Origin of the sequence: Streptomyces roseoverticillatus (genome assembly GCF_000719265.1) — a bacterium.
GTDB lineage: Bacteria > Actinomycetota > Actinomycetes > Streptomycetales > Streptomycetaceae > Streptomyces > Streptomyces roseoverticillatus.
On the sequence record NZ_JOFL01000010.1, the window covers coordinates 136,860 to 161,211 of the forward strand.

The 24,352-nt window shown below is 72.8% G+C and carries 25 protein-coding genes; 13 read left to right on the top strand and 12 right to left on the bottom strand.

The window, feature by feature from the left end:
- Nucleotides 1–27 precede the first annotated feature (27 nt).
- Together IF61_RS0113940 and IF61_RS0113945 are read right to left on the bottom strand one after the other, a co-directional pair.
- Nucleotides 28–840 (bottom strand): SURF1 family cytochrome oxidase biogenesis protein, encoded by an 813-nt coding sequence (locus IF61_RS0113940; RefSeq protein ID WP_052392683.1) that lies wholly within the window; start codon nucleotides 838–840, stop codon nucleotides 28–30.
- A gap of 52 nt (nucleotides 841–892) precedes the next feature.
- Nucleotides 893–1,888, bottom strand: coding sequence for a DEDDh family exonuclease (locus tag IF61_RS0113945; RefSeq protein WP_030366680.1), 996 nt, complete (start codon nucleotides 1,886–1,888; stop codon nucleotides 893–895).
- A 459-nt stretch (nucleotides 1,889–2,347) separates the two neighbouring features.
- Here IF61_RS0113945 and IF61_RS0113950 point away from each other — a divergent pair, with 459 nt between their 5' ends.
- Nucleotides 2,348–3,244: a sterol desaturase family protein gene (locus tag IF61_RS0113950; protein WP_030366681.1), complete on the top strand. Its 897-nt coding sequence runs from the start codon at nucleotides 2,348–2,350 to the stop codon at nucleotides 3,242–3,244.
- On the top strand, nucleotides 3,241–3,939 hold the full coding sequence (locus IF61_RS0113955) for a lysoplasmalogenase (RefSeq protein ID WP_043189085.1): 699 nt from the start codon (nucleotides 3,241–3,243) through the stop codon (nucleotides 3,937–3,939). Before IF61_RS0113950 ends, IF61_RS0113955 begins: the two co-directional genes overlap by 4 nt.
- On the opposite strand, the gene IF61_RS0113960 is transcribed toward IF61_RS0113955, so the two are convergent.
- Both IF61_RS0113960 and IF61_RS37455 read right to left on the bottom strand, forming a co-directional pair.
- Entirely contained in the window at nucleotides 3,903–5,432 is a 1,530-nt protein-coding gene (locus tag IF61_RS0113960) for a S8 family peptidase (RefSeq protein ID WP_030366683.1), read from the bottom strand. The genes IF61_RS0113955 and IF61_RS0113960 overlap by 37 nt on opposite strands.
- Before the next feature lie 246 nt (nucleotides 5,433–5,678).
- Nucleotides 5,679–5,813, bottom strand: coding sequence for a hypothetical protein (locus IF61_RS37455; RefSeq protein ID WP_267470822.1), 135 nt, complete (start codon nucleotides 5,811–5,813; stop codon nucleotides 5,679–5,681).
- 227 nt (nucleotides 5,814–6,040) lie between these two features.
- Between IF61_RS37455 and IF61_RS0113965 the strand changes: the two genes are divergently transcribed.
- The 3 genes from IF61_RS0113965 to moaA all read left to right on the top strand — a co-directional run bounded on the left by IF61_RS0113965 (nucleotide 6,041) and on the right by moaA (nucleotide 9,250).
- The gene (locus IF61_RS0113965; protein WP_078660196.1) at nucleotides 6,041–6,430 is read left to right on the top strand and encodes a DUF485 domain-containing protein; all 390 of its coding nucleotides are present in this window, start codon (nucleotides 6,041–6,043) and stop codon (nucleotides 6,428–6,430) included.
- Between the two features lie 5 nt (nucleotides 6,431–6,435).
- Nucleotides 6,436–8,082, top strand: coding sequence for a solute symporter family protein (locus IF61_RS0113970; protein WP_030366685.1), 1,647 nt, complete (start codon nucleotides 6,436–6,438; stop codon nucleotides 8,080–8,082).
- A gap of 178 nt (nucleotides 8,083–8,260) precedes the next feature.
- On the top strand, nucleotides 8,261–9,250 hold the full coding sequence (gene moaA / locus IF61_RS0113975) for a GTP 3',8-cyclase MoaA (RefSeq protein WP_030366686.1): 990 nt from the start codon (nucleotides 8,261–8,263) through the stop codon (nucleotides 9,248–9,250).
- A 36-nt stretch (nucleotides 9,251–9,286) separates the two neighbouring features.
- On the opposite strand, the gene IF61_RS0113980 is transcribed toward moaA, so the two are convergent.
- Together IF61_RS0113980 and IF61_RS0113985 are read right to left on the bottom strand one after the other, a co-directional pair.
- The gene (locus IF61_RS0113980; RefSeq protein ID WP_030366687.1) at nucleotides 9,287–9,511 is read right to left on the bottom strand and encodes a hypothetical protein; all 225 of its coding nucleotides are present in this window, start codon (nucleotides 9,509–9,511) and stop codon (nucleotides 9,287–9,289) included.
- 215 nt (nucleotides 9,512–9,726) lie between these two features.
- Nucleotides 9,727–10,101 carry a DUF3099 domain-containing protein gene (locus IF61_RS0113985; RefSeq protein ID WP_030366688.1) on the bottom strand — a complete coding sequence of 125 codons (375 nt, stop codon included), beginning with the start codon at nucleotides 10,099–10,101 and terminating at the stop codon, nucleotides 9,727–9,729.
- 229 nt (nucleotides 10,102–10,330) lie between these two features.
- Between IF61_RS0113985 and IF61_RS0113990 the strand changes: the two genes are divergently transcribed.
- Nucleotides 10,331–10,621: a GlsB/YeaQ/YmgE family stress response membrane protein gene (locus IF61_RS0113990; RefSeq protein ID WP_030366689.1), complete on the top strand. Its 291-nt coding sequence runs from the start codon at nucleotides 10,331–10,333 to the stop codon at nucleotides 10,619–10,621.
- Between the two features lie 90 nt (nucleotides 10,622–10,711).
- On the opposite strand, the gene tyrS is transcribed toward IF61_RS0113990, so the two are convergent.
- From tyrS to IF61_RS0114005, 3 genes are all read right to left on the bottom strand, one after another.
- Nucleotides 10,712–12,112 (bottom strand): tyrosine--tRNA ligase, encoded by a 1,401-nt coding sequence (tyrS, locus tag IF61_RS0113995; protein ID WP_030366690.1) that lies wholly within the window; start codon nucleotides 12,110–12,112, stop codon nucleotides 10,712–10,714.
- 154 nt (nucleotides 12,113–12,266) lie between these two features.
- Nucleotides 12,267–13,658, bottom strand: a complete 1,392-nt coding sequence (locus IF61_RS0114000) for a metallopeptidase TldD-related protein (protein ID WP_030366691.1) — start codon at nucleotides 13,656–13,658, stop codon at nucleotides 12,267–12,269.
- Between the two features lie 82 nt (nucleotides 13,659–13,740).
- Nucleotides 13,741–15,264: a TldD/PmbA family protein gene (locus IF61_RS0114005; RefSeq protein ID WP_030366692.1), complete on the bottom strand. Its 1,524-nt coding sequence runs from the start codon at nucleotides 15,262–15,264 to the stop codon at nucleotides 13,741–13,743.
- Nucleotides 15,265–15,550: 286 nt separating this feature from the next.
- Between IF61_RS0114005 and fabG the strand changes: the two genes are divergently transcribed.
- The 3 genes from fabG (at nucleotide 15,551) to IF61_RS0114020 (ending at nucleotide 17,654) form a co-directional block, all read left to right on the top strand.
- On the top strand, nucleotides 15,551–16,270 hold the full coding sequence (gene fabG, locus IF61_RS0114010) for a 3-oxoacyl-[acyl-carrier-protein] reductase (RefSeq protein ID WP_030366693.1): 720 nt from the start codon (nucleotides 15,551–15,553) through the stop codon (nucleotides 16,268–16,270).
- A 5-nt stretch (nucleotides 16,271–16,275) separates the two neighbouring features.
- Nucleotides 16,276–17,046, top strand: coding sequence for an enoyl-ACP reductase FabI (gene fabI, locus IF61_RS0114015; protein ID WP_030366694.1), 771 nt, complete (start codon nucleotides 16,276–16,278; stop codon nucleotides 17,044–17,046).
- A 260-nt stretch (nucleotides 17,047–17,306) separates the two neighbouring features.
- Nucleotides 17,307–17,654 (top strand): hypothetical protein, encoded by a 348-nt coding sequence (locus IF61_RS0114020; protein WP_030366695.1) that lies wholly within the window; start codon nucleotides 17,307–17,309, stop codon nucleotides 17,652–17,654.
- 21 nt (nucleotides 17,655–17,675) lie between these two features.
- Here the strand turns inward: IF61_RS0114020 and IF61_RS0114025 are convergent, their stop codons facing one another.
- The gene (locus IF61_RS0114025; protein ID WP_030366719.1) at nucleotides 17,676–18,356 is read right to left on the bottom strand and encodes a FadR/GntR family transcriptional regulator; all 681 of its coding nucleotides are present in this window, start codon (nucleotides 18,354–18,356) and stop codon (nucleotides 17,676–17,678) included.
- A 43-nt stretch (nucleotides 18,357–18,399) separates the two neighbouring features.
- Between IF61_RS0114025 and IF61_RS0114030 the strand changes: the two genes are divergently transcribed.
- The 4 genes from IF61_RS0114030 to IF61_RS0114045 all read left to right on the top strand — a co-directional run bounded on the left by IF61_RS0114030 (nucleotide 18,400) and on the right by IF61_RS0114045 (nucleotide 20,929).
- On the top strand, nucleotides 18,400–19,674 hold the full coding sequence (locus tag IF61_RS0114030) for a CynX/NimT family MFS transporter (protein ID WP_078660197.1): 1,275 nt from the start codon (nucleotides 18,400–18,402) through the stop codon (nucleotides 19,672–19,674).
- A gap of 72 nt (nucleotides 19,675–19,746) precedes the next feature.
- Nucleotides 19,747–19,866, top strand: coding sequence for an SGM_5486 family transporter-associated protein (locus tag IF61_RS37460; protein ID WP_268829820.1), 120 nt, complete (start codon nucleotides 19,747–19,749; stop codon nucleotides 19,864–19,866).
- Nucleotides 19,867–20,093: 227 nt separating this feature from the next.
- Nucleotides 20,094–20,324 carry a hypothetical protein gene (locus tag IF61_RS0114040; protein WP_030366697.1) on the top strand — a complete coding sequence of 77 codons (231 nt, stop codon included), beginning with the start codon at nucleotides 20,094–20,096 and terminating at the stop codon, nucleotides 20,322–20,324.
- Between the two features lie 86 nt (nucleotides 20,325–20,410).
- Complete coding sequence (locus IF61_RS0114045; RefSeq protein ID WP_030366698.1) at nucleotides 20,411–20,929, top strand: SixA phosphatase family protein; 519 nt, start codon at nucleotides 20,411–20,413, stop codon at nucleotides 20,927–20,929.
- A gap of 209 nt (nucleotides 20,930–21,138) precedes the next feature.
- Here the strand turns inward: IF61_RS0114045 and serB are convergent, their stop codons facing one another.
- Complete coding sequence (gene serB, locus IF61_RS0114050) at nucleotides 21,139–22,371, bottom strand: phosphoserine phosphatase SerB (protein ID WP_030366699.1); 1,233 nt, start codon at nucleotides 22,369–22,371, stop codon at nucleotides 21,139–21,141.
- A 93-nt stretch (nucleotides 22,372–22,464) separates the two neighbouring features.
- On the bottom strand, nucleotides 22,465–24,141 hold the full coding sequence (locus tag IF61_RS0114055; protein ID WP_030366700.1) for a streptophobe family protein: 1,677 nt from the start codon (nucleotides 24,139–24,141) through the stop codon (nucleotides 22,465–22,467).
- Nucleotides 24,142–24,352 lie beyond the last annotated feature (211 nt).

A 24,352-nucleotide genomic window follows, 5' to 3' on the forward strand; every position in this document is an offset into this window, starting at 1 on the left:
GGAGCGTCTTCCCGCGAGCCGGGAAGGCTACTCGGGGGTGGCGGCTGTACGGGCTACGTCCGGTTGCACGGCGGGCGCGGTGGAGGCGGTTCCGGCGGCGCGGTCGCGGCGCTCGCGGCGGACGAGGATGATCCAGCCGACGGGCACGAAGGCGGCGAAGAGCCACCACTGGACGGCGTAGGCCATGTGGGGGCCGATGCTGTCGTGGTCGGGGGCCGCCACGGGCTCGGGGCCCTTGGTGCCCGGGTCCGGGTCGGTGAGCTCGATGTAGCCGCCGAGGACGGGGCGGTGCAGGGACTGCGCCTGGCGCTCGCTGTTGATGCGCATGACCTGACGGGGCGGCAGGCCGCGGGTGTCCTTGATGCCGCTGGAGTCGGTCTCGTCGGCGCGCAGCCGGCCGGTGACGGTGACCTTGCCGGAGGGCGGGGCGGGGACCTCGGGGAACTTCGTCAGGTCGCCGGTGGAGGGGATCCAGCCGCGGTTGACGAGGACGGCCGGTCCGTCGGCCTTGTCGGTCAGGAGGAGGGGGCTGAGGACCATGTAGCCGGACTTGCCGTCGGCGTCGGTCCGCAGCCGGACGACGACCTCGCCCTTGGTGTCGAAGGTGCCGCTCGCGGTGACCCGGCGCCAGACGTCGTCGGAGACGTCCTTGCCGGGCGCGGACAGCTCGGTCACCGGCACCGGGTCGGCGGCGAGACTGCGGGCGACGAAGTCGTTGCGCGCGACCCGGTGCTCGTGGCGGTGGAACTGCCAGAAGCCCAGTTTGATCATCACCGGGATGAGGACGAGCCCCACGAGGGTGAGGATCACCCACTGCCGGGACAACAGGAAGCGGTACACGTATTTGACGGTACCTGGCCCGGTTCGCCCCGGGTGCAGTGGGTGGCTCCCGTCAGGAGGCGGGGGCGGGCACCACGTGGGAGAGCAACTGGACGAAGGCGGCCTCGTCGATCACCGGCGTGCCGAAGGAGCGGGCCTTGGTGGTCTTGGTCGTGGGGGAGTCGGGGTCGTTGGTGACCAGCACGCTGGTGAGGCGGGAGATGCTGGTCGCGATGTGCAGCCCCGCCTCGATGGCGCGGTCCTCCAGCAGCTCGCGGTCGATGGAGGTGTCGCCGGAGAAGGCCACCCGCATGCCCTGAATGAGCTGTTCGCCCTCTTTGTATCGCCCGGGGTTGGGGTACGGGCAGGCGGGGCGCTTACGGCTCGGCCGCCAGGAGCCGGGCGTGCTGTACGAGCGCTGATTCCCGATATATCCCGCAGGGCGGGGGTTTGCCGGCCCGTCGGACCACTCCGTGAGCGGCTGGCAGGCGAGCAGCGGCAGCCGCAGATCGGCCTCGGCGGCGAGGTGCAGGCTCGGCCGGAAAGCCTCGGCGAGCACGCGGGCGTCGTCGAGCGCGTGGTGGGCGCGCTCCTGCACGACGCCGTAGTGGGCGGCGAGCGACTCCAGCTTGTGGTTGGGCAGCGGAAGCTGCAGCTCCTTGGAGAGCGCGATGGTGCACAGCCGCTGCCGGACGGGCGCGGTCACCTGGGCGCGGGCGTACTCGCGGGCGATCATCGACCAGTCGAAGGCGGCGTTGTGCGCCACGAGGACGCGGCCTTCGAGGCGCTTGGCGAACTCGTCCGCGATCTCGGGGAAGAGCGGCGCGGAAGAGAGCACGGAGGTCGTCAGCCCGTGGATCCACACGGGCCCCGGGTCGCGCTCGGGGTTGACCAGCGTGTACCAGTGGTCCTCGACCCCGCCGCGGGCGTCCAGCTGGTAGACCGCCGCGGACACTATCCGGTCGTCCCGGGCGAGCCCGGTGGTCTCCACGTCGACGACCGCGTACCCCTCGGGGTACGCGGCCGGCCACGGAGTCGGAGCAGCGGCTGCGGTCTGGTCTTCGAGCATGGTCAGAAAGAATACGGGGGCGCACTGACAGCTACCGGAGCGGGCGGGGAGTCCGGGGCGAGGCGTCCGGGTGGGAAGAGTTCCGCGCCACGGATGCGAGTGGTGTGCCGGACCGTGATGGTGAGGCGTTCGAGCGGGGCCGCGGGGGTCAGGCCGACGGGCTCCGTTCCTGTGGTGCCGCAGGCCGTCAAGCGGAGTGTGGTGAGGGCCGGCAGCTCGGCCGGAGGGGCGGGGAGAGGCCGGGCCGCCGGTCGAGGCCGTCAAGCGCGATGGAACGAGCGTCACCGGAGAGAGTGAGCTCGGTGAGCTGCGGGCCGACGGGAATGTCCGATGTCCTCCCGACCGCGCGGCAGAGCCACCACCCCGTGCTCCCCCTCCCCGAACCTCCGGTAACACAATTCGATACCGAAGGGTAACTACCCCTAGCGGCACGCCTGATGACGCGCCTATCGTGCGCCCATGCCGCACCTTCCCGATGTCGTGCTGTGGTCCATACCCGCCTTCCTCCTGCTCACCGCACTGGAGCTGGTGAGCTACCGGCTGCGCCCCGCCGAGGAGACGGGCGACGCGGGCTACGCGACCAAGGACGCGGCGACCAGTATCGGAATGGGCGCCGGCAGCCTCGTCTTCGACGCGCTGTGGAAGATTCCGATCGTCGCCGCCTACACCGCCCTCTACGAGCTCACGCCGCTGCGCGTCCCCGTGCTGTGGTGGACGCTCCCGCTGATGCTGCTCGTGCAGGACTTCTTCTACTACTGGTCGCACCGCGGGCACCACGTCATCAGGATCTTGTGGGCCTGCCACGTGGTGCACCACTCCAGCCGGAAGTTCAACCTCACCACCGCGCTGCGCCAGCCCTGGACGACGCTGACCGTGTGGCCGTTCTACCTGCCGATGATCGCCGCGGGCGTGCACCCGGCCGCGCTGGCCTTCTGCTCGTCGGCCAACCTCGTCTACCAGTTCTGGGTGCACACCGAGCGGGTCGGGAAGCTGCCCGGGCCGTTCGAGTACGTCCTGAACACGGCCTCCCACCACCGCGTCCACCACGCCTCCCAGGGCGGATACCTGGACCGCAACTACGGCGGGATCCTCATCGTCTGGGACCGGATGTTCGGCTCCTTCGTGCCCGAGGGCGAGAAGCCGGTGTACGGGCTGACCAAGAACATCGACACGCACAACCCGCTGCGCGTCGCCACCCACGAGTACGCCGCGATCGCCCGCGACCTGCGCGCCGCGCGTGACTGGCGGGAGCGGCTGGGGAGGGTGTTCCGCGGGCCGGGCTGGCAGCCGGCGCCCCGGGAGGAAGCGCCCGTCACGGCCGCCGAGGCCGTTCCCGCGCACGAGCACGCCGCGTGAGCCCCTCCCGCGCCTTCCCCGTCCTCTTCGGTGCCGTCGCCCTCGCCCACCTCGGCGCCCTGCTGGCCGGGTCCGCCGTCGCGCTCGTCACCAAGCCCGCCCTGATGCCCCTGCTCGCGGCGTACGTCCTCACGCGCGGCGGGCCGCGGCTGCTCGCCGTGGCGCTGCTGTTCGGATGCGGCGGCGACGTGCTCCTGCAGATCGGCGGGGATCTGCCGTTCCTGCTCGGCATGGCGTCGTTCGCCGCCGGGCACGGCTGCTACCTCGTGCTGTGCTCGCGGCACGGCAGCCCCGGCGGCGCCCGCACCCGCCGGCTGGCCGCCGGCTACGGGGCGGCCTGGCTCGTCACCGTCGCGCTGCTGTGGCCCGGCCTGGAGGCCGGGCTGCGGGTGCCCGTCGCGCTCTACAGCCTGCTGCTCGTCACGATGGCACTGTGCGCGACCCGTACGCTGCCGCTCGCCGCGGCGGGCGGGGCGCTGTTCGTCGTGTCGGACACCCTGATCGCCACCGGCGTCGCCGGCTGGCCCCAGGCGCCCGCCGCCCAGTTCTGGGTGATGCTCACCTACATCGGCGCGCAGCTCCTGCTCGCCGAGGGGCTTCTGCGCAGCGCGGAAGGGGCCGGGCGGACGCCCGGCCCCTCCTCGGACGAGCGCCGGCGTCAGCGCACCGCGTCCAGGGCGTCGACGATGCCGTAGCCGTAGAAGCCGTTGACGGGCTTCGTGCCGGTGCAGACGGCGTCCACCTTGCCGTCGCCGTCACCGTCGTACGGGGCCGTCGGGCAGCCGGGGTTGTCGGCCTGCGCCTTGAGGAGCCACTGGATCTCCTGCGGGGACGACTTGGGGTGCGCGCTCTTCAGCAGCGCCGCCACGCCGGCCACGTGCGGACCCGCCATCGAGGTGCCCTGCAGGAAGCCCCAGTCGCCGCCGGGCAGCGTGGAGAGGATGCGGCCGTCCTTCCCGGGCAGGTCCGGGACCTGGTACTTGTCGCCGCCGGGAGCCGCCACGTCGATCTGGCCCAGGCCGTAGTTGGAGTAGTACGACTTCTGGCCCTTCGCGCCGGTCGCCGAGACGGTGACCACGCCGGGCAGCTGCGCCGGGACGTCGAGGCAGACGGACGGGTCGATCTTGCGCTTCTGCGCCGGGCGGCCCTTGTCGTTCGGGCTGGAGTCGTCGGCGATCTCCTTGGCGGCCAGGTCGAAGTTGGAGTTGCCGGCCGAGGCGACGTTGACCGTGCCCTTGTCCTGGGCGTACTTCGCCGCGCGGGCCACCGACTCGGCTATCGCCTTCTGGTCGGGGTCGTCGGCGCAGTTGAACATCCACGGGTCGACGTAGTAGCTGTTGTTCGTCACCGCTATGCCGTGCTCGGCGGCGAAGACGAAGGCGCAGACCACGCTCTCCGCGTAGAACAGGCTGTCCTTGTTGGAGACCTTGAGCGCCGAGACCTTGACGTTCGGGGCGACGCCCGCGATGCCGACGCCGTTGCGGGCCGCGGCTATCGTGCCGGCGACGTGCGTGCCGTGGTAGTCCTTGGCCGGGTCGTACGGGCGCCAGGCGCCGGGCGTGGTGTCGGCCTTGCCGCTGACGCAGCTCGCCGACTGGGCCGGGGAGAAGTTCGGGGCGAGGTCCGGGTGGGTGTCGTCCACGCCCGTGTCGATGACGCCGACGGTGACCTTGCGGCTGCCCGGGTTGACCTTCGCGGCCTGGTCCGCCTTGATGGCGGGCAGGTCCCACTGCAGGCCTTCCAGGGGCTCGGCCCCGCCGGCGGACTGCCGGGCCGCCGCCGCGGCGCTCGCCTTGGGCAGCTTCACCTTCTCGGGCTTGCCGACGTCGGTCGTGGCGGCCGGGACGATCGGCGCCGTGCGGGTGGCGCCCGCGGACTGCACGCCGGGGACCGCGCGCAGCGTCGCGGCGAAGTCCGGGTTCTTGGAGTGGGCGACGACCACGCCTATCCGCTCGTAGGCGGTCACGACGCTGCCGCCGGCCGCGGCGACGGCCTTCTTCACCTTGGCCACGGTGGCGCGGTCGGCGGAGGCGTTCACCACGTACGACAGCAGGGGGCCGTCCGTGGCGGCCGGCTTCGCCTGCGGTGCGGCGGCGGCCACCCCCGGCAGGAGGCCGAGCGAGGCGGTGAGGGCGAGACCGACGGGAACGGCGAGCAGCGCGTGCCGTCTTGAACGCAGATGAGCCATGGGTTCTCCACATCATCCGAAAACCGCCGCAGCGCAAGCCGCGCGCGGGCGGGTACATGACGAGTGAAGCTAGCGCCGATCATGGCACCGGGCAATGCATTCCGGAACAAACGCCCTGACAGTTGCCGTCAGGCAGCAAATTGCCCTGGGGCAGGGGGAATTCGGAAGGGGAGCGTCCGGCTCCGAGGGGAGGGGCCGGAAGGCTCGCGGAGGGGCCGGAGCGGGGCCCCGGACCCGGGCGCGGGGTCAGGGAGCGAGGTCGCTGTCGCGCAGCGCGTCGATGCTCAGCGGCGGCAGCGGCACCCGGGGCCCGTACCAGCGGCCCGCCCTCGGGAGGGGCACGGACCGGCCCGTCGGCACCGCCGCTATGGGCGCCGTCAACCTGACGATCCCGAACGGTCGTCGACCGGGGGACGGCGGGGGAGGAGGAGGCGCATCGCTCACACCAGGGTCAACGAGGCCGCGGGCGGGCGGTGTCGCCCCGGCCCGCGGCTGCTGCCGAATTCCGGGCCTCCCCCCTGTCGCATACTGCGACCTGCCTCTACGATGCGTGATCCGGATCACAAGCCATCGGCTCGCGCCTCACACCCCCCTTGTCAGGAGAGACCGTGGACACCGCACCAGTCACCACTGAGGGGCCGGACGAACCCGACGGCCCGGACGCCACCGCAACCGCCGCGCCCGCCGGCGTGGCCAACCGTTTCAGCGAGGTGCAGTCGAGCGCCGAGTTCGGCGAACTCCGCCGCGCGCAGCGCTCGTTCGCCTTCCCGCTCACCCTTGCCTTCGTCTCCTGGTACCTGCTGTACGTCCTGCTCTCCAACTACGCGGGCGACTTCATGGGCAGCACGGTCCTGGGCAACATCAACGTCGCGTTCGTCCTCGGTCTGGCCCAGTTCCTCACCACCTTCCTGATCGCCTGGTGGTACTCGCGGCATGCGGCGGCGAAGCTCGACCCGAAGGCCGAGGCCCTGCGGGCCCGCCTGGAAGCGGGGGAGTGACCGTCATGGCCGGCATCTCCAGTGCCCTGCACACCGGGATCCCGCTCGCGGCCGGCGCCGCGAGCGAGCACCGCACCCTGATCATCACGCTCTTCTCCGTCTTCGTCGCCGCCACCCTCGCCATCACCGTCTGGGCCGGCCGGCAGACCAAGGACGCCACCGACTTCTACGCCGGCGGCCGCTCCTTCACCGGCTTCCAGAACGGCCTCGCCATCTCCGGCGATTACATGTCCGCCGCGTCCTTCCTGGGCATCGCGGGCGCCATCGCCCTCTACGGGTACGACGGCTTCCTCTACTCCATCGGCTTCCTCGTCGCCTGGCTGGTGGCCCTGCTGCTCGTCGCCGAGCCGCTGCGCAACTCCGGCCGCTTCACCATGGCCGACGCCCTCGCCTACCGGCTCAAGCAGCGGCCCGTCCGGACCGCCGCCGGCACCTCCACCATCGTCGTCTCGATCTTCTACCTGCTCGCGCAGATGATCGGCGCCGGCGCCCTCGTGGCGCTGCTGCTCGGCGCCTCGGGCGAGGGATCACGGCGCTGGATCATCGGCCTGGTCGGCCTGGTGATGGTCCTCTACGTGACCATCGGCGGCATGAAGGGCACCACGTGGGTGCAGATCGTCAAGGCGGTCCTGCTCATCCTCGGCACCCTGCTGATCACCGTCCTCGTCCTCAACAAGGTGGGCTGGAACGTCTCCACCCTGCTCGGGCGCGCCGCCGAGGAGAGCGGCAAGGGCAAGGCCTTCCTCGAACCGGGCCTGCTGTACGGCAAGGACGGCACCACCAAGCTCAACTTCATCTCGCTCGGCCTCGCCCTCGTCCTGGGCACCGCCGGCCTGCCGCACATCCTCATCCGCTTCTACACCGTGCCCACCGCCAAGGCCGCCCGCAAGTCCGTGAACTGGGCCATCGGCATCATCGGCGCCTTCTACCTGATGACCATCGCGCTGGGCTTCGGCGCCGCCGCCCTCGTGGGCTCCAAGTCCATCACCGCCTCCGACCCCTCCGGCAACACCGCCGCCCCGCTGCTCGCCCAGGAGGTCGGCGGCGGCGCCGGCTCCACCGGCGGCGCCGTCCTCCTCGCCGTGATCTCCGCGGTCGCCTTCGCGACGATCCTCGCCGTGGTCGCGGGCCTCACCCTCGCCTCCTCGGCCTCATTCGCCCACGACCTGTGGGCCAACGTCATCCGCAAGGGGAAGACCAGCGAGAAGGAGGAGCTGCTCACCGCCAAGTGCGCCGCCGTCGTCATCGGCGCCGTCGCCATCGCCCTGAGCATCTTCGCCCACCGGCTCAACGCCGCCGCCGTCGTGGCCCTCGCCTTCGCCGTCGCGGCCTCCGCCAACCTCCCGACCATCCTCTACAGCCTCTTCTGGAAGCGCTTCGCCACCCAGGGAGCCCTGTGGTCGATCTACGGCGGACTGATCTCGTCCGTCGGCCTGGTGATCTTCTCCCCGGTGGTCTCCGGCAACGAGAAGGCCCTCTTCCCCGGCATGAGCTTCGACTACTTCCCGCTCGGCAACCCCGGCCTGGTCTCCATCCCGCTCGGCTTCCTGCTGGGCTGGCTCGGCTCGCTGCTCTCCGAGCCGGAGCCGGACGCGGACGCCAAGTACGCCGAACTCGAAGTCCGCTCCCTCACGGGACACGGAGCGCACTGAGGCTCCTTCCCGGCCCCTGCGACATCCCACAGCCGAACGCCGGACGGGCTGAAACCAGCCCGTCCGGCGTTCGAGGACCCGGGTCCGGGACGGAGCCCCGAAACCAGCCGCGCCCCCGGCCATCGCGTACGCTGCGCACAGCGAATGAACGTTCAAGTCCGCCGGGAGGGGCCGCAACGTGCTCATCGACACCTACGGGCGCGTCGCCACCGACCTGCGCGTCTCCCTGACCGACCGCTGCAACCTGCGCTGCACCTACTGCATGCCCGAAGAGGGCCTCCAGTGGCTCGCCAAGCCCGACCTGCTCACCGACGACGAGATCGTCCGCCTCGTCGGCATCGCCGTGACCCGGCTCGGCATCACCGAGGTCCGGTTCACCGGCGGCGAGCCCCTGCTGCGCCCCGGCCTCGTCTCCCTCGTCGAGCGCTGCGCAGCCCTCCGGCCGCGCCCCCGGATATCCCTCACCACCAACGGCATAGGCCTGGCGCGCACCGCCCCGGCCCTCGCGGCCGCCGGCCTCGACCGCGTCAACGTCTCCCTCGACACGCTGCGGCCCGACGTCTTCCAGCGGCTGACCCGCCGCAAGCGCCACCAGGACGTCCTCGACGGCCTCGCCGCGGCCCGCGCCGCCGGCCTCGCGCCCGTGAAGATCAACGCCGTCCTGATGCCCGGCCTCAACGACGACGAGGCCCCCGGCCTGCTGGCCTGGGCCCTCGACCACGGCTACGAACTGCGCTTCATCGAGCAGATGCCCCTCGACGCCCAGCACGGGTGGCGCCGCGACGGCATGATCACCGCGGCGGACATCCTCGCGAGCCTGCGCACCCGCTTCACCCTCACCCCCGAGGACGCCGACGAGCGCGGCGCCGCCCCCGCCGAACGCTGGCTCGTCGACGGCGGGCCCGGCCGGGTCGGCGTCATCGCCTCCGTCACCCGCCCCTTCTGCGGAGCCTGCGACCGCACCCGGCTCACCGCCGACGGGCAGATCCGCAACTGCCTCTTCGCGCGCGAGGAGTCCGACCTGCGCGCCGCGCTGCGCTCCGGCGCCACGGACGACGAGCTCGCCGAGCGCTGGAAGCAGGCCATGCGGGGCAAGAAGGCGGGCTCGGGCCTGGACGACCCGTCCTTCCTGCAGCCGCAGCGGCCCATGTCCGCCATCGGAGGCTGAGCGGGCCGGCCCGCCCGGCCCGGGCCTTCGGGAGGCCTACGCCCGCGGTGAGGCCTCCCACTCCGCCAGCGTCACCACGTCCTTCAGGAAGCCCCGCAGCCCGAGGAAGTTGGACAGGTGCTCGCGGTGCTCGTCGCACGCGAGCCACGTCTTGCGGCGGTCCGGCGTGTGCAGCTTGGGGTTGTTCCACGCCAGCACCCAGACGGCGGGGGCACGGCAGCCCTTGGCGGAACAGATCACGGCGTCATCGGGGGAAGTCACACCCCAGACTCTACGAACCGTGTGCAGACACGGCGACGCCGGGCAGCCACGGGGGGAGCCGCCCGGCGTCGGTCTGTCGCTCCGACGGGGGATGCGGAGCGCTTAGGAAGTATGTCACGGGGTGCCCGGCGTGCGGCACTGAAACCACATGATTGATCTGAGGTTTTCTTGAGCTTTGCGGCGCGCGCCCTCGCCCGCCGCGCCCCCACGGCGTATCAGCCGTGGTCACGCCCTTGATCACCCTCGGGGCCACGGCCGGCTTCCGGGACGGATTCCGCCATCCCCTCACCGGGACCCGGCATCAGCGCCGGCCGTGTCGGGGCCGGTACGAACGTGCCGGGCAGCGAAGGGGCGTTCTCCCGCCCCGCGTTGGCGATCACGACCGCCACGTACGGCAGCGCGGCACCCAGGATCAGCGTGCCGATCGCCACATAGCGCTCGACGTTCCACAGCACCACGGTGAGCACCACCGACAGGGTGCGGATCGCCATCGAGATGACGTAGCGCCGCTGGCGGCCGCGCACGTCCTCCGCCAGGCCCTGACGGGCACCGGTGATCCTGAAGACCGCCGCCCCGCCCTGCTTCCGCATCACGTTCCACCACCTGATCCGCTGCGCCCGCACGCCCTCGCCGGGACACCCTCCACGTTACGCCGCGTGGCCGCCGGGTACGAGAGCGGGTCCCCGGGCGTCCCCGTTCCCACCTGCGGCTGCGTAGGGCAAGCCCGTACGGCGGCGGACGGACCGCTCCGGCGTGCGCCGTACGGACGACGGCCCCAGAATGGCGGGGCACGGCACATCGCGCCGCTGAGGAGGCGACATGAGCTGGTTGTGGGCCATCATCGTCGGACTTGTCCTGGGCCTGATCGCCAAGGCCATCCTGCCGGGCAAACAGCAGATCCCCCTGTGGTTGACGATCATCCTGGGCATGATCGGCAGCCTGCTCGGCAACTGGGCGGCCACGGGGCTCGGCATCAACGAGACCAGGGGCATCGACTGGGGCCGGCACCTGCTGCAGCTGGCCGGCGCCGTCCTCGTCGTCGGCATCGGCGACCGGCTGTGGGTCGCGGTCCGCGGCGGCAACAAGAGCGGCGGCAGACACGCGGCGTGACGGCGGGGGACCACGCGCCGTAACGGCGCCGGGGCGGCCCGCACGCGTTCTCGCGCACGGACCGCCCCGGACCGGAGCGCGGCGGGTTCCCTACCGCAGCTCGGCGATCTTCCGGCCGGCCTTGAGGTAGACCTTCCCGGCCCCGGCGACCTTCGCGACCGTCTCCGTCACGACCTCGCCCAGCGGGCGGATCGCGTCGGCCTCGGCCAGCACGACGGCCTCCTGGCCGCCGTCCGTCTCGACCACGAGGCGCAGGCCGTTCTGCTTGGCGACCCGGCGGGCCGCCGAGGCGGACGGCTGGAAGCCCAGGACCTGGCTGAGCACCGCCGTCGCCGGCGAGCCGCCGTGCTCGGCGAGCTCCACCACGGGCGTCTCCACGTCGGAGAAGCTCTTCTTCGAGAACTGCGCGACGAACCCGGCCCGGGCCGCCATCGCCGCCTCGATCCCGTACAGCGCCGTCACGACCTCACCCGCGAGGATCTTCTTGAGGTCCATCGGGTGCAGCGAGCGCTCCCCGACCCGGGACAGCGCGAGGGCGATCTCCTCGTCCGTCCACTCGGTCCACGCCTTCAGGTACGGCTCCATCAGCCGGTCCGGCACCGACATGATCTTGCCGAAGACGTCGTCGGCGGGCGCGGTCAGGCCCACGTAGTTGCCCTTGGACTTGGACATCTTCGCGCCCGTGCCGTCCGTGCCCTCGATCAGCGGCATGGTGACGACGAGCTGCGGCGTCTGGCCCTTCAGCTCCATGAGCTTGCGGCCCATCTGCAGATTCAGCAGCTGGTCGGCGCCGCCCAGCTCCACGTCGCAGTCGAGCGCGACCGAGTCCAGGCCCTGGGCGATCGGGTACAGCAGCTCCGACATCGTCAGGCCCGAGCCCGCCGCCAGGCGGTTGCGGAAGTCCTCGCGCTGCAGCAGCTGCGAGACCGGCACCTGCGACAGCAGGCCGAGCAGCTCCGGGAAGGTGTACGGGGCCAGCCAGGAGCTGTTCTGGACGAACGTGACCTTCTCGAAGTCGAAGAACGGGCGGACCTGCTCGCGGTAGCCCGCGAGGTTCTTCGCGATGTCCTCGTCTGTCAGCGGCGGGCGCTCGGCCGTGCGGCCCGTCGGGTCGCCGATCTTGGCCGTGAAGTCACCGATGAGGAGGGTGACGTCGTGGCCCATGCGCTGGAAGCGGCTGAGGATGATCACCGGCACGGCGTGGCCCAGGTGGACGTCGGCCGCCGTCGGGTCGATGCCCAGCTTCAGCTTCAGGCCCTTGCCCTCCGCGCGCCGCTTCTCGATCCGCTCGGCCAGCTTGTCCACGCCCGGCAGCACCTCGACGGTGCGGGCGGCGATCAGCTCGGCCTGCTCCTTCGCCGACAGATCCGTCAGATCGAGATAGCGCCGCGAGCCCGTCTCCTGGAGCAGCCGCTGGACGGTCTGGTCGGAGGAGAGGTCCTGCGCGAGGAGCTCGCCGGCGCGGGCGACGGATTCGCCGAGGCGTGTCATGACATTCCTGGGGTCGATGGGACGAAGAAGAGACGAAGAAGAAAAGCCCCGCGTCCGGGGACGCGGTGGAACGCAGAAGGAGAGAGGGGGACGGGTGGACGCGGACCAGTCTATTCGGACCGGTACCGCGCCCCCGCTGTCACACCCCCGGCCGTCACACCCCCCGGCTCACCGAGCTCATGTTGAAGTCCGGCACCCGCAGGGCGGGCGCCGACGCCCGGGTGAAGTAGTCGCCCCACTCGCGCGGCAGCGTCGGCTCGGTGCGGCCCGCCTCGGTGGCGCGCGACAGCAGCGACACCGGGGACTCGTTGAAGCGGAAGTTGTTGACCTCGCCGACGACCTCGCCGTTCTCCACGAGATAGACGCCGTCCCGGGTCAGCCCCGTCAGCAGCAGCGACGCCGGGTCGACCTCGCGGATGTACCACAGCGACGTCAGCAGCAGACCACGCTCGGTGGCCGCGACCATCTCCTCCAGCGAGCGCGTGCCGCCCGCGTCCAGGATCAGGTTGTCCACGCCCGGGGTGACCGGCAGGTCCGTGAGCCCGGCGGAGTGCCGCGTGGTGACCAGGTGCTCCAGCACGCCGTCACGGATCCAGTCCACCCGGCCCAGCGGCAGGCCGTTGTCGAAGACCGACGCGTCGTCCCCCGAGGAAGCCGTGAGCACGAACGGCGCGCACTCCAGGCCCGCCGCCCGCGGATCGCTGCGCAGCGTCAGCGGCAGCGGGGACAGCTTCTCCCCGACACGGGTGCCGCCCCCGGTCTTCGAGAACACCGTCCGGCCCTCGGCGGCGTCGCGCGCGGCGGCCGACCACATCTGGTAGACGAGCAGGTCCGCCACGGCCGTCGGCGGCAGCAGCGTCTCGTACCGCCCGGCCGGCAGCTCGATCTTCCGCTCGGCCCACGCGAGGCGCCGCGCCAGCTCGGCGTCCAGCGCCTGCGGGTCCACGTCCGTGAAGTCCCGGGTGGACCGGCCCGCCCACGCCGAACGCACGCCGTCCGGCGACTTGGCGTTGAGCTCCAGGGTGCCGGTCGGCTGGTCGTGGCGCAGCCGCAGCCCGGCGGACGTGCCCAGGTAGTGCGAGGAGACCTCGTGCAGGGCGAAGCCGTACAGCTCGCGTCCCGCGGCGCGCGCCCCGGCGAAGGACTCGCCGAGCGCGGGCGCGAAGCCGTCGAAGACGGAGGAGGAGGTCTCGGCGGGCGCGGCGGTGAAGCCGGGGGAGTGCGGCACGCCCGTCACCAGCGGCTGGGCGTCCTCGGCCGGCCCGGCCTCGCGCGCGGCGGCCTCGGCGGCCCGCACCAGCGGCTCCAGCTCCCCGGCCGTCACGGCCGAGCGCGACACGACGCCCGAGGCGGTGCCCTCGGCGCCGTCGACGGTGGCGATCACCGTGACCGTACGGCCGCGGGTGACGCCGTTGGTCGTCAGCGCGTTGCGCGCCCAGCGGAGGTTGGCCGAGGAGTGCTCGCTGGCGATCACCATGCAGCCGTCGGTGCGGGACAGCTCCAGGGCGCGCTCGACGATCTCGTGCGGCTGGTGACGACGGCTCACTGACCGGCCTCCTCGGTGGTGTTCAAACTGTGCTTTCCCGGGGGGCGACCCCCGGACCCCCGGCCGGTTGCGTGGTGACCGCTCACTGACCCGCCTCCTCAGTGGTGTTCAAGATGTTGACGTTCTCGAAGAGGGCCGTGGGGCAGCCGTGGGAGACGGCCGCGATCTGGCCCGGCTGCGCCTTGCCGCAGTTGAACGCGCCGCCCAGGACGTACGTCTGCGGACCGCCGACGGCCGTCATCGAACCCCAGAAGTCGGTGGTCGTGGCCTGGTACGCCACGTCGCGCAGCTGCCCCGCCAGCCGCCCGTTCCGGATCGCGTACGCCCGCTGCTGCGTGAACTGGAAGTTGTACCGCTGCATGTCGATCGACCAGGAGCGGTCGCCGACCACGTAGATGCCGCGCTCCACGCCGGAGATCAGCTCCTGCGTCGACGGCCCGTCCGCCGCCGGCCGCAGCGAGACGTTGGCCATCCGCTGGACCGGGACGTGGGAGGGGGAGTCGGCGAAGGCGCAGCCGTTGGACCGGCCCGCGCCGGTGAGCTTCGCGATGCGCCGGTCCAGCTGGTAGCCCACCAGGACGCCGTCCTTGACGAGGTCCCAGGACTGGGCCTCGACGCCCTCGTCGTCGTAGCCGATGGTCGCGAGGCCGTGCTCCGCGGTCCGGTCGCCCGTCACGTTCATGAGCTCCGAGCCGTACTTCAGCTTGCCCAGCTGGTCGAAGGTCGCGAAGGACGTGCCCGCGTAGGCCGCCTCGTAGCCCAGCGCGCGGTCCAGCTCGGTGGCGTGGCCGACCGACTCGTGGATGGTCAGCCACAGGTTGGAGGGGTCGACCACCAGGTCGTACGAGCCGGCCTCGACGCCCGGCGCGCGCATCTTCTCGGCGAGCAGCTCCGGGATCTCCGCCAGCTCGGCGTCCCAGTCCCAGCCGGTGCCCGTCACGTACTCCCAGCCGCGGCCGGCCGGGGGCGCGAGGGTGCGCATCGCGTCGAAGCCGCCGGTGGCCGGGTCGACCGCGACCGCCGTCAGCTGCGGGTGCAGCCGCACGCGCTGCTGGGTGGTGGTCGTGCCCGCCGAGTCGGCGTAGAACTTGTTCTCCTGGACGGTCAGCAGGGAGGCGTCCGCGTGCGCCACGCCCTCCGCCGCCAGCAGCCGCGCGCTCCAGTCCGCGAGCAGCGCGCCCTTCTCGGCGTCCGGCACGTCGAAGGGGTTGACCTCGTACGACGACACCCACGTCCGCTCGGCGTGCACCGGCTCCGCCGCCAGCTCCACGCGCTCGTCCGAGCCGGCGGCCGCGATCACCTTCGCCGACAGCCTCGCCATCGCGACGGCCTGCCCGGCCACCCGCGCCGCCGCGTCCATCGTCAGCTCGACGCCCGCCGCGAACCCCCAGCTCCCGCCGTGCACCACCCGCACCGCGTACCCCAGGTCGGTGGTGTCCGAGGTGCCCGCCGGCCGGGCGTCCCTCAGCCGCCAGGAGGCGCTGCGCACCCGCTCCAGGCGGAAGTCCGCGTGGTCGGCCCCCAGCGCGCGGGCGCGCGCGAGGGCCGCGTCGGCGAGTTGCCGCAGCGGCAGCGCGAGGAACGACTCGTCGATTTCATGTGGCACGGATGGCCTCCCCTAGGCGTGCGATGTCTCCCGAAGACGCAGTGAACCACGCCGCACCGCGCCCGGGGGCGCCCTTTTGCGCAGTTCAGGGGCGGACCGGGGAGCACTCCGGGAAGCGTCCCCCAAGGGCCGTGCCGCACGGCGCGGCTCCGTTTTCTGTAGGGACCCGACAGGGTCCGCCATGCGCTCCTGTTAGGGGCGGGCTGCGCGCCGTGCGCCGCGGCCCGATAGTTTTCGTACGGTACAGACGACCAATGGCAGCTACACGTGAAGGAAGGGTGGTCCTTTGAGCCGCTCGGTTCTGGTCACCGGAGGAAACCGGGGCATCGGCCTCGCCATCGCCCGCGCCTTCGCGGAGGCGGGCGACAAGGTCGCCTTCACCTACCGCTCGGGTGAGCCGCCGGCCGCCCTCCTGGACCTGGGGTGCCTCCCCGTCAAGTGCGACATCACCGACTCCGAGCAGGTCGAGCAGGCCTACAAGGAGATCGAGGAGAAGCAGGGCGCGGTCGAGGTGCTGGTGGCCAACGCCGGCGTCACCCGCGACCAGCTGCTGCTGCGGATGTCCGAGGAGGACTTCACCTCCGTCCTGGACACCAACCTCACCGGCACCTTCCGGGTCGTCAAGCGGGCCTCGAAGGGCATGCTGCGCGCCCGCAAGGGCCGCGTCGTGCTGATCTCCTCCGTGGTGGGCCTGCTCGGCTCCGCGGGCCAGGCCAACTACGCCGCCTCCAAGGCCGGCCTGGTCGGCTTCGCCCGCTCGATCGCCCGCGAGCTGGGCTCCCGCAACATCACCTGTAACGTCGTCGCCCCCGGCTTCGTCGACACCGACATGACCCGCGTGCTCAGCGACGAGCAGCGCGAGGGCATCACCAAGCAGGTTCCGCTCGCGCGCTACGCGCAGCCCGAGGAGATCGCCGCCTCGGTCCGCTTCCTCGCCTCCGACGAGGCCGCATACATCACTGGAGCCGTCATTCCTGTCGACGGCGGATTGGGCATGGGTCACTGAACGACATGAGTGGAATCCTCGCAGGCAAGCGCATCCTGGTCACCGGCGTCCTCACGGAGGCGTCGATCGCCTTCCAGGCCGCGAAGGTCGCCCAGAACGAGGGCGCCGAGGTCATCCTGACCGGCTTCGGCCGGCTCTCCCTGGTCGAGCGCATCGCCAAGCGCCTCCCCAAGGAAGCCCCGGTCATCGAGCTGGACGTCACCAACCAGGAGCACCTGGACGGGCTGGCCGGCAAGGTGCGCGAGCACCTGGGCGACGACGTCCCGCTGGACGGCATCGTGCACTCCATCGCCTTCGGCCCGCAGGGCGCCTTCAACTTCCTCGAGGGCACCTGGGAGGACGTCTCCACGGCCGTGCAGGTCTCGGCGTACTCCTACAAGTCGCTGACCATGGCCCTGCTGCCGCTGATGCGCGAGGGCGCCTCGGTCGTCGGCCTGACGTTCGACGCGCAGATCGCCTGGCCGAAGTACGACTGGATGGGCGTGGCCAAGGCCGCCCTGGAGTCGACCAACCGCTACCTGGCCCGTGACCTCGGCCCCAAGGGCATCCGCTGCAACCTGGTCTCCGCCGGCCCCCTCAAGTCGATGGCCGCCAAGTCCATCCCGGGCTTCGAGGAGCTCGCGGACGTGTGGAACCACCGCGCCCCCATCGGCTGGGACCTCACCGACCCGGAGCCGGCCGGCCGCGGCGTCGTCGGCCTGCTGTCGGACTTCTTCCCGCGCACGACGGGCGAGATCGTCCACGTGGACGGCGGCGTCCACATGATGGGCGCCTGAGCGCTCCGCAAGGCTGCCTGAACGCTCCGCCGGATGTGCGGTCGGCTGCGGATCGTCCGTGGCTGGTCGCGCTCACGCGACGGAGCCGCAGATTGATACTGCCCCGCGCCCCCTACGGGCGCGGGGGCGGCCCCATGATGGGCCACCCGATCTCGAAGCGCACGCCCGGTGCCCGTTCCGTTACGCCGGAACGGGCACCGGGCTTTTCCGGCTCGTGCGCCGGAGCCCGCCCCCGCACACTGAAGGGCGGAGGTACGCGCATGAGGTCCCCGCTCCGCCGCACCGCGGCGCTCCTGTTCGCGGCCGCGGCCCTGGCCGGCTCCACGGCCCCGGCCTCTCCGGTGGCCGCCGCCGCGGCACCCGCCGCTCCGGCCGGGCCCCGGCACGCCGAGTGCCGCACCCGCGTCCACGGCTCCCACGCCACCGCCGACTGCTTCAACGGCAACGCGACCACCGACCACGTCCAGCTGCACGTCGAGTGCGTGCGCTGGTGGGACCCGGACATGGACACCGCACGGGCCGCCGTCGGCCCCGCCGGGCACGTCTCCCTCACGCAGCGCTGCTGGCTCGGCATACGCCACGCCTGGGTGACCCACCGCGCCACGTGAACCCGTAGCACGCCGCGGGGCTCAGCAGGCGCCGGCGACGCCCCGGCAGCCGAACGGATACGCGCTCGCCTCAGCCCCCGCCGTCTCCTCGTCGCCCTCCTCGATGGCCGCGACCAGCCGCCCGTGATCCACGAGCCCCTCGGGCCGCAGCGCCGTCCCCACGTCCGCCCGCAGGAACTCGCGCATCATCCCGCCGAGGTCCGCGTACACCTCGGAGATCACCTCGTTGTGCGCGGCGGAGACGACGGCGGCGTGCAGCGTGGCGTCCGCCTCCACGAACCGCTCCGCGTCGCCCGAGCGCCACGCCTCCTCGCGCCGCTCCAGCAGCACGGCCAGCTGCACCAGGTCCTGCTCGGTGCGGCGGCGCGCGGCGAGCCGGGCGGCCGAGGCCTCCAGGGCGCTGCGCAGCTCCGCCACGTGCAGCGGGTCCGCGTCGGCGAAGCGGCGGTTCATCACGCCGGCCAGCTCGCTGGTCGCGGCGACGTACGTGCCGGAGCCCTGCCGGATGTCCAGCAGGCCGTTGTGCGCGAGGGCGCGCACCGCCTCGCGCACGGTGTTGCGGGCCACGCCGAGCTGTTCGACCAGCTCGGGCTCGGTGGGGATGCGCGAGCCTACGGGCCACTCACCGGACGTGATCTGGCCGCGCAGCTCGGCGATGACCTGGTCGACGAGCCGGGAGCGCCTGGGGGAATTCAGTGGCATCGACAGCCTCCATTCATCCCATGATTCTATCTATGATGCCGTCATGGCACCCACGGCAGACGAAGACCTCAGAGCAGCCGGCACCTCCGTGTCCGCGCCCGCCCCCGCCGGCCGGTCCGGTTCAGCAGGCCGGGCCCGGGGCGTTCCGCTCCTCGTCGCGGGCCTCGTCCTCGCCGCGTTCAACCTCCGCCCCGCCGTCACGAGCCTCGGCTCGCTCCTCAAGGAGGTCCGGGCCGACCTCGGCATGAGCGGGGCCGTGGCCGGCCTGCTGACGTCCGTGCCCGCCTTCTGCTTCGCCGTCTTCGGCCTCGCCGCACCGCGCCTGGCCCGCCGCTTCGGTCCCGCCGCCGTCGTCTGCGCCGGCATGGCGGCGATAGCCGCGGGCCTCGCCCTGCGCCCGTACGCGGGCGGGGTCCCCGGCTTCCTCGCCCTCAGCGTGCTCGCGCTCGCGGGCATCGCCGTCAGCAACGTCCTGATGCCGCTGGCCGTCAGGCGCTGGTTCCCCGACCGGGTCGGCCCGATGACCGGCCTGTACTCGATGGCCATCGCCGCGGGCGCGGCGGGCGCGGCCGCCGCCACCGTGCCACTCGCCGACGCGATGGGCGACAGCTGGCGCCTCGGCCTCGGCTCGTGGGGGCTGCTCGCCGCCGCGGCCGGCCTCCTCTGGCTGGTGGCCGCCCGCCGCGGCCGTACGGACGGCGCCGCGGCACCCGCGGCCGCCGCCCAGGACGCCCCGCGCACCAGCATCACCCGCAGTCCCACCGCCTGGGCCCTCGGCATCTTCTTCGGCATCCAGGCCACCGGCGCCTACATCGTCATGGGCTGGATGCCGGCGATCTTCCGCGACGCCGGGGTGCCGGCCTCCACCGCGGGCGTCCTGAGCGCCGTCACGATGCTGACCGGCGTGCCCCTCGCCTTCGTGTTGCCGCGCCTCGCCGCCCGCCTGCCCCACCAGGGCGTCCTGGTCGTCGTCCTGGCCTGCTTCGGGCTGGCCGGCTACGCGGGCCTGTGGCTGGCCCCGGCCGCCGGCGCCTGGCTCTGGGCCGTGCTGCTCGGCGTGTCCAACAGCGCCTTCACGCTCGCCCTGACGCTGATCGGCATGCGCGCCCGCACCGGCGGGGGCGTGGTGCGGCTGTCGGCGTTCGCCCAGAGCACCGGCTATCTGATCTCCATCCCCGGGCCGCTGCTCGTGGGCTGGCTCAACGAGCGCACCGGCGGCTGGGACGTGCCGCTCGCCCTCATGGCCGCACTGATGGTTCCTCAGGTCGTGGCGGGAGTGCTGGCCGGGCGCGCCCGCACCGTCGAGGACGAGCTCTGACGACGCGCGCCCGTCCCGCCTCGTCCCGCCCCGGCCTCGGCCACGGGCGCCCGGGGTGGGACACTGGTCCGCATGCAGCCTGTGCTCGATCCGAACCCCAAGAACGGCCAGAAGGCCCTGCTGACGATCCTCGGCGCGATGCTCGGCATCACCGTGGTCATCTCGGTCATCGCGACGGTGTTCTCCCCCTGACCCCCTGACCCCCGGATCCCCGGCCTCCTGGCCCCTTGGCGGTCAGTCCCCTGACTGCCCGCCCTGGCGGTCCGCCTCCATGCGGGGGTGGGGCTAACCCCCCGTCCCCTAGGGGGCCTGGGTCAGGGACAAGTGGGTGGTCCACCGGATGGGAGCGGCCCCCCGTTCTCCGTAGCTTCGTAGTACACCGCGACGCGGCGGTGCACAGAGCGCTCGGAGGCGATCCCATGCCCGCCGGTACGAAAGGGTCCGCCGGCACGAAGGCCCGGACCACCAGCACGGCGCAGGCGGGCCTGCCGTGGTGGGCCCTCGCGCTCGCCGTCGCGGCCTTCACCGCCTTCTTCGCCCTCCTGGCCTCGCCCGCCTCGGCGGACCCCGGGGCGGACGCCGCCGGCGCGGGCGCCGTCGCCCGCGTGGTCGCGTTCGTCCAGCTCGCGCTGGGCGAGCTCCCCGCGTGACGGCCCGCGGGGCGCTTGCGCCGCTTCGGGTGCAAGGCCCCCAACACCCCGCGCCTCGCCGTGGGTTTCGTGCGAAGCTGGACGGCATGAGCTCCGAACCGACCCGCAGGATCGTCATCCTCCGGCACGCCAAAGCCGAATGGTCCGACGGCGACGACCACGAACGCCCCCTCGCCGACCGCGGCCGCAAGGACGCCCCGGTCGCAGGCCGCTGGCTCGCCGGTTCCGGCATCATCCCCGACCTGGCCCTCTGCTCCACCTCCGCCCGCACCCGCGAGACGTGGAAGCTCGCCGTCTCCGAGCTGCCCGAGCGTCCCCGGACGGTCTACGAGGACCGGATGTACGAGGCCTCGCTCGGCGAGCTGATCGCCGTGCTCAACGAGGTCTCCGACGAGATCCAGGACCTCGTCCTGATCGGGCACAACCCCGGCATGCACGCCCTGGCCGACGCCCTGGCGGGCGAGGCCGACGGCGATCTGCTGGCCCGGATGAACCGCTCCGGTTTCCCCACCTCCGCCGTCGCGGTGCTGGCCTTCACCGGCTCGTGGAAGGCCGTCGAGCACGGCGTCGGCCGGCTGGTGGCCTTCTGGGCGCCCCACGCGTAGCGGCCGTCCGGCGGATCAGACGCGTGCATCGATTCCGGTCGTCGCTCATTCCGCCGGACCCTCGCCGCCGTGGTGCCTCGCCGTTGCGGCGGGCATCTTCTCTCCGCCGCAACGGCGAGGCATGAGGACGCAGCAGACCGGCGGTGCCGTGCCCGGCTGCAGCCGGTGGGGAGCCACCGGCACCGGCACGCACCGCGATCCGCCGGAGGCTACTCGTGCGTGCGCGCCGCCTCGACCTCTTCGCGCGTGACGCCCAGCAGATAGAGCACCGTGTCCAGGAACGGGACGTTCACCGCCGTGTGCGCGGCCTGCCGGACCACCGGCTTGGCGTTGAAGGCCACGCCCAGCCCCGCGGCGTTGAGCATGTCGAGGTCGTTCGCGCCGTCGCCGATCGCCACGGTCTGCGCGAGCGGCACCCCCGCCTCGGCGGCGAACCGCCGCAGCAGCCGGGCCTTGCCCGCCCGGTCCACGATCTCCCCGGTGACCCGTCCGGTCAGCTTGCCGTCGGCGACCTCCAGGGTGTTCGCCGAGGCGAAGTCCAGGCCGAGCCGCTCCTGCAGATCGTCGGTCACCTGTGTGAAGCCGCCCGAGACCACGCCCACCTGGTAGCCGAGCCGCTTGAGGGTGCGGATCAGGGTCCGGGCGCCCGGCGTCAGCCGCACCTCCGCCCGCACCTTGTCCACCACGGACTCGTCCAGGCCCGCCAGCAGCGCCACCCGGGCGTGCAGCGACTCCTCGAAGTCCAGCTCGCCGCGCATCGCCCGCGCGGTCACCTCCGCGACCTCGGCCTCGCAGCCCGCGTGCGCCGCGAACAGCTCGATGACCTCGTCCTGGATCAGCGTGGAGTCCACGTCCATCACGATCAGGCGCTGCGCCCGGCGCTGCAGCCCCGCCGCGACGACCGCCACGTCCACCCCGCGCTCGTGCGCCTCCAGCGCGAGCGCGGTGCGCAGCCTCTCGGTCTCCGCGCCGGACACCGCGAATTCCACGGCGGTCACGGGGTACTTGGCGAGCCGGAAGATGCGGTCGATGTTGCCGCCGGTGCCGGTGATCCGCGCCGCGATGGCCGCCGTCGACTCGGCCGTGAGCGGGTGCCCCAGCACCGTGACGTGGGAACGGCCGGTGCCGCGCGGACGGTTGTCGCCCCGGCCCGAGATGATCTCCGCCTGCATCCGCATCGACTCGGCCCAGCTGTGCACCGTGGCCCGCAGCTCGCCCTCGGCGTGTCCGCCGCCCTCCGGCGCCGTGACCAGGGCGCACAAAGTTATCCGGCCCCGGGTGACGACCTGCTCGATGTCGACGACGTCGACGGCGTACGCGGCGAGCGTGTCGAACAGCCCGGCGGTGATGCCCGGCCGGTCCTTCCCGAAGATCTTGACGAGGAGAGTCGGCTCGTCGTCGCCGGGGACGGGGGTGGCAGGCGGGGTCTGCGATGCACTCATGGTCCTCTTACCGTATCGGGCCCCGCAGCCGATACGTACAGGTGTCCCGGGGAGCGGACGGCGAAGACACGGCTTACTCCGCGTGAACCCCGGTCAACGCCGCCACTGCGGCGGCCCGGGCGGCGGAGGCGGAGGCTCCTCGGGCGGGGGAGCGCCGTAGCGGTATCCACTGCCCCGGGGCCGCCGGGGCGGCGGCAGCGGCCGGCCCGTCTGCGTCGGCGCGGTGGAGCGCTCGTCGGGCGGCAGCGGGCGCTTGTACGGGTTGGTGTCGTCCCGCGCGGGCCGTCCCGGCGAGGGGCGGTACGGGCCCGGGGGCCCCGCGAAGCCCGGGTGAGCCGCTCCTGCCGCTCCTGCCGCTCCCGCCGGGCCTTCCGTGGCCGGGCGGGCCGCCGCGGCCGCCCCCGGCCCGAAGGCCACCGCCCGCCGCCCCGCCGTCCCCGTCGCGCACGCCAGGACGCCGCCCACGGCCCCGGCGGCGGCGCCCCACGCGGCGCCCAGGGCCAGCGCCATCGGGGCGTTGCCGGACAGCTCCAGGCCCGCCCCGAACACGTCGAAGCCCAGCACCGACAGGCTCGCGTCCGCCTTCACGCGGGTCGCCAGCACCAGCAGGGGCAGGGCCACGGCGGTCGCCACCCCCAGGGCCACGGCGCAGCGCGCGGCGAACGCCGTCACCCCCAGGCCGTCCCGCGGCGTACGGACCGCGGTGAGCACCCCGACGCACAGCATCATCAGCGCGCAGGCCACGGCCAGCAGCCACACCATCGCGTCGAGCTCCGCCAGCCGTCCCAGCGTGACCGGCTCGTCGGCCCTCGCGCTGAGCAGCTCGTCCAGCGGCGAGGGCAGCACCTTGGTGAGCGCGCCGCTGGCCGTGCCGCGCCAGGAGACGAACAGCCCCAGCGGCACCGCGAGGAACACCCCGTTCGGCGCCCCGAGCAGCGCCGCCCCGAGGACGCGCTTCGGCGCGTCGTCCCCGGCGGCCGCGTACGCCGCGGCGGCCAAGCCCGCCGCCACCGCGAGGACCAGCACCGCGCAGAGCGTCGAGACGGCGGGCCGCACCCCGCGGTGCAGCACGTGCCAGCCGCGGGGGAGCGGCGCGCGCCGCGCGCCCAGCACCGCGATCAGCAGCACGCCCAGCACCCAGACCGCGCCGCCGAGCAGCGAGGGCCCGGTCCGGACGCTGAAGCCGACGGCCGCCTTGGCGTTCGCCAGGCCGGTGAGCCGGTCCGGCAGTCCGCCCGCGATGTCCCCGACGTCCCCGATTCCCGGGATCTCCAGCTTGGGGCCGCCCCCGCCCCCGCCGCCCCCGAGACCCGGGCCGCTCCCGTCGAAGGTGATCGAGTCCTCGCCGGCCCAGGCGAGGCCGGCGAGCAGGAAGAGAAACAACACGACCACCGAGGCGGCCCGTACGGCGAGCTCCCCGGCGCTGATCGTGGCACCCGCCCTGCGCAACGATTGCGCAAAGATCATTCCCAGCAGGAGGGCGCCGGCGAGGCTCACTCCCAGTGGCGCGATATCGATCGCGGTGTGTGCCCCGGCGCCCTTCAGCCCGAATGCTTCAATATCGCCCGAAGGCATGAGGGATCCGCCTACGGCCAGCACGACGGCCGCCGCCGTCATCGGCCCGAGCGCGCCCGCCGCATCCGCGCCCAGCAGGTGCAGCCCCAGCGCGGCGATCCCGGCCATGGCCAGAAAAGCCCAGCTCACAGCGGCAATGGAAGTCAGCAGCAGCTCCGCCGGACGCACTCGGCGCCCGCCCCGGTCCATGGTCATCACGGCCCCCCGCGCCGGTCCGCAACCTGGCTGATGCCCGGATACTCATGATCCGTGCGTATCCATGGCGGTAACCACTCTCAGGGTATGTTTCGGATCGGTCAACGGCGCCTGTTACACGGTCGCGGCAATCCCCGACTTTCGGTACGGGGACTGTGCCTGAAATAGTTCCTCCCGATGTTCGCCATCCCTAGACTCCCCTTGCAGGGGG

Coding starts and splice junctions, on each gene's coding strand:
- tyrS (WP_030366690.1), bottom strand. CDS start 12,112: ATGACACGCCTCGGCGAATCCGTCGCCCGCGCCGGCGAGCTCCTCGCG.
- IF61_RS0114030 (WP_078660197.1), top strand. CDS start 18,400: ATGGCACCCACGGCAGACGAAGACCTCAGAGCAGCCGGCACCTCCGTG.
- serB (WP_030366699.1), bottom strand. CDS start 22,371: ATGAGTGCATCGCAGACCCCGCCTGCCACCCCCGTCCCCGGCGACGAC.
- IF61_RS0114055 (WP_030366700.1), bottom strand. CDS start 24,141: ATGACCATGGACCGGGGCGGGCGCCGAGTGCGTCCGGCGGAGCTGCTG.
- IF61_RS0113990 (WP_030366689.1), top strand. CDS start 10,331: ATGAGCTGGTTGTGGGCCATCATCGTCGGACTTGTCCTGGGCCTGATC.
- IF61_RS0113985 (WP_030366688.1), bottom strand. CDS start 10,101: ATGCGGAAGCAGGGCGGGGCGGCGGTCTTCAGGATCACCGGTGCCCGT.
- IF61_RS0113945 (WP_030366680.1), bottom strand. CDS start 1,888: ATGCTCGAAGACCAGACCGCAGCCGCTGCTCCGACTCCGTGGCCGGCC.
- IF61_RS0113970 (WP_030366685.1), top strand. CDS start 6,436: ATGGCCGGCATCTCCAGTGCCCTGCACACCGGGATCCCGCTCGCGGCC.
- IF61_RS0113960 (WP_030366683.1), bottom strand. CDS start 5,432: ATGGCTCATCTGCGTTCAAGACGGCACGCGCTGCTCGCCGTTCCCGTC.
- IF61_RS0114020 (WP_030366695.1), top strand. CDS start 17,307: ATGAGGTCCCCGCTCCGCCGCACCGCGGCGCTCCTGTTCGCGGCCGCG.
- IF61_RS0114040 (WP_030366697.1), top strand. CDS start 20,094: ATGCCCGCCGGTACGAAAGGGTCCGCCGGCACGAAGGCCCGGACCACC.
- IF61_RS37460 (WP_268829820.1), top strand. CDS start 19,747: ATGCAGCCTGTGCTCGATCCGAACCCCAAGAACGGCCAGAAGGCCCTG.
- IF61_RS0114025 (WP_030366719.1), bottom strand. CDS start 18,356: ATGCCACTGAATTCCCCCAGGCGCTCCCGGCTCGTCGACCAGGTCATC.
- fabI (WP_030366694.1), top strand. CDS start 16,276: ATGAGTGGAATCCTCGCAGGCAAGCGCATCCTGGTCACCGGCGTCCTC.
- IF61_RS0113950 (WP_030366681.1), top strand. CDS start 2,348: ATGCCGCACCTTCCCGATGTCGTGCTGTGGTCCATACCCGCCTTCCTC.
- IF61_RS0114045 (WP_030366698.1), top strand. CDS start 20,411: ATGAGCTCCGAACCGACCCGCAGGATCGTCATCCTCCGGCACGCCAAA.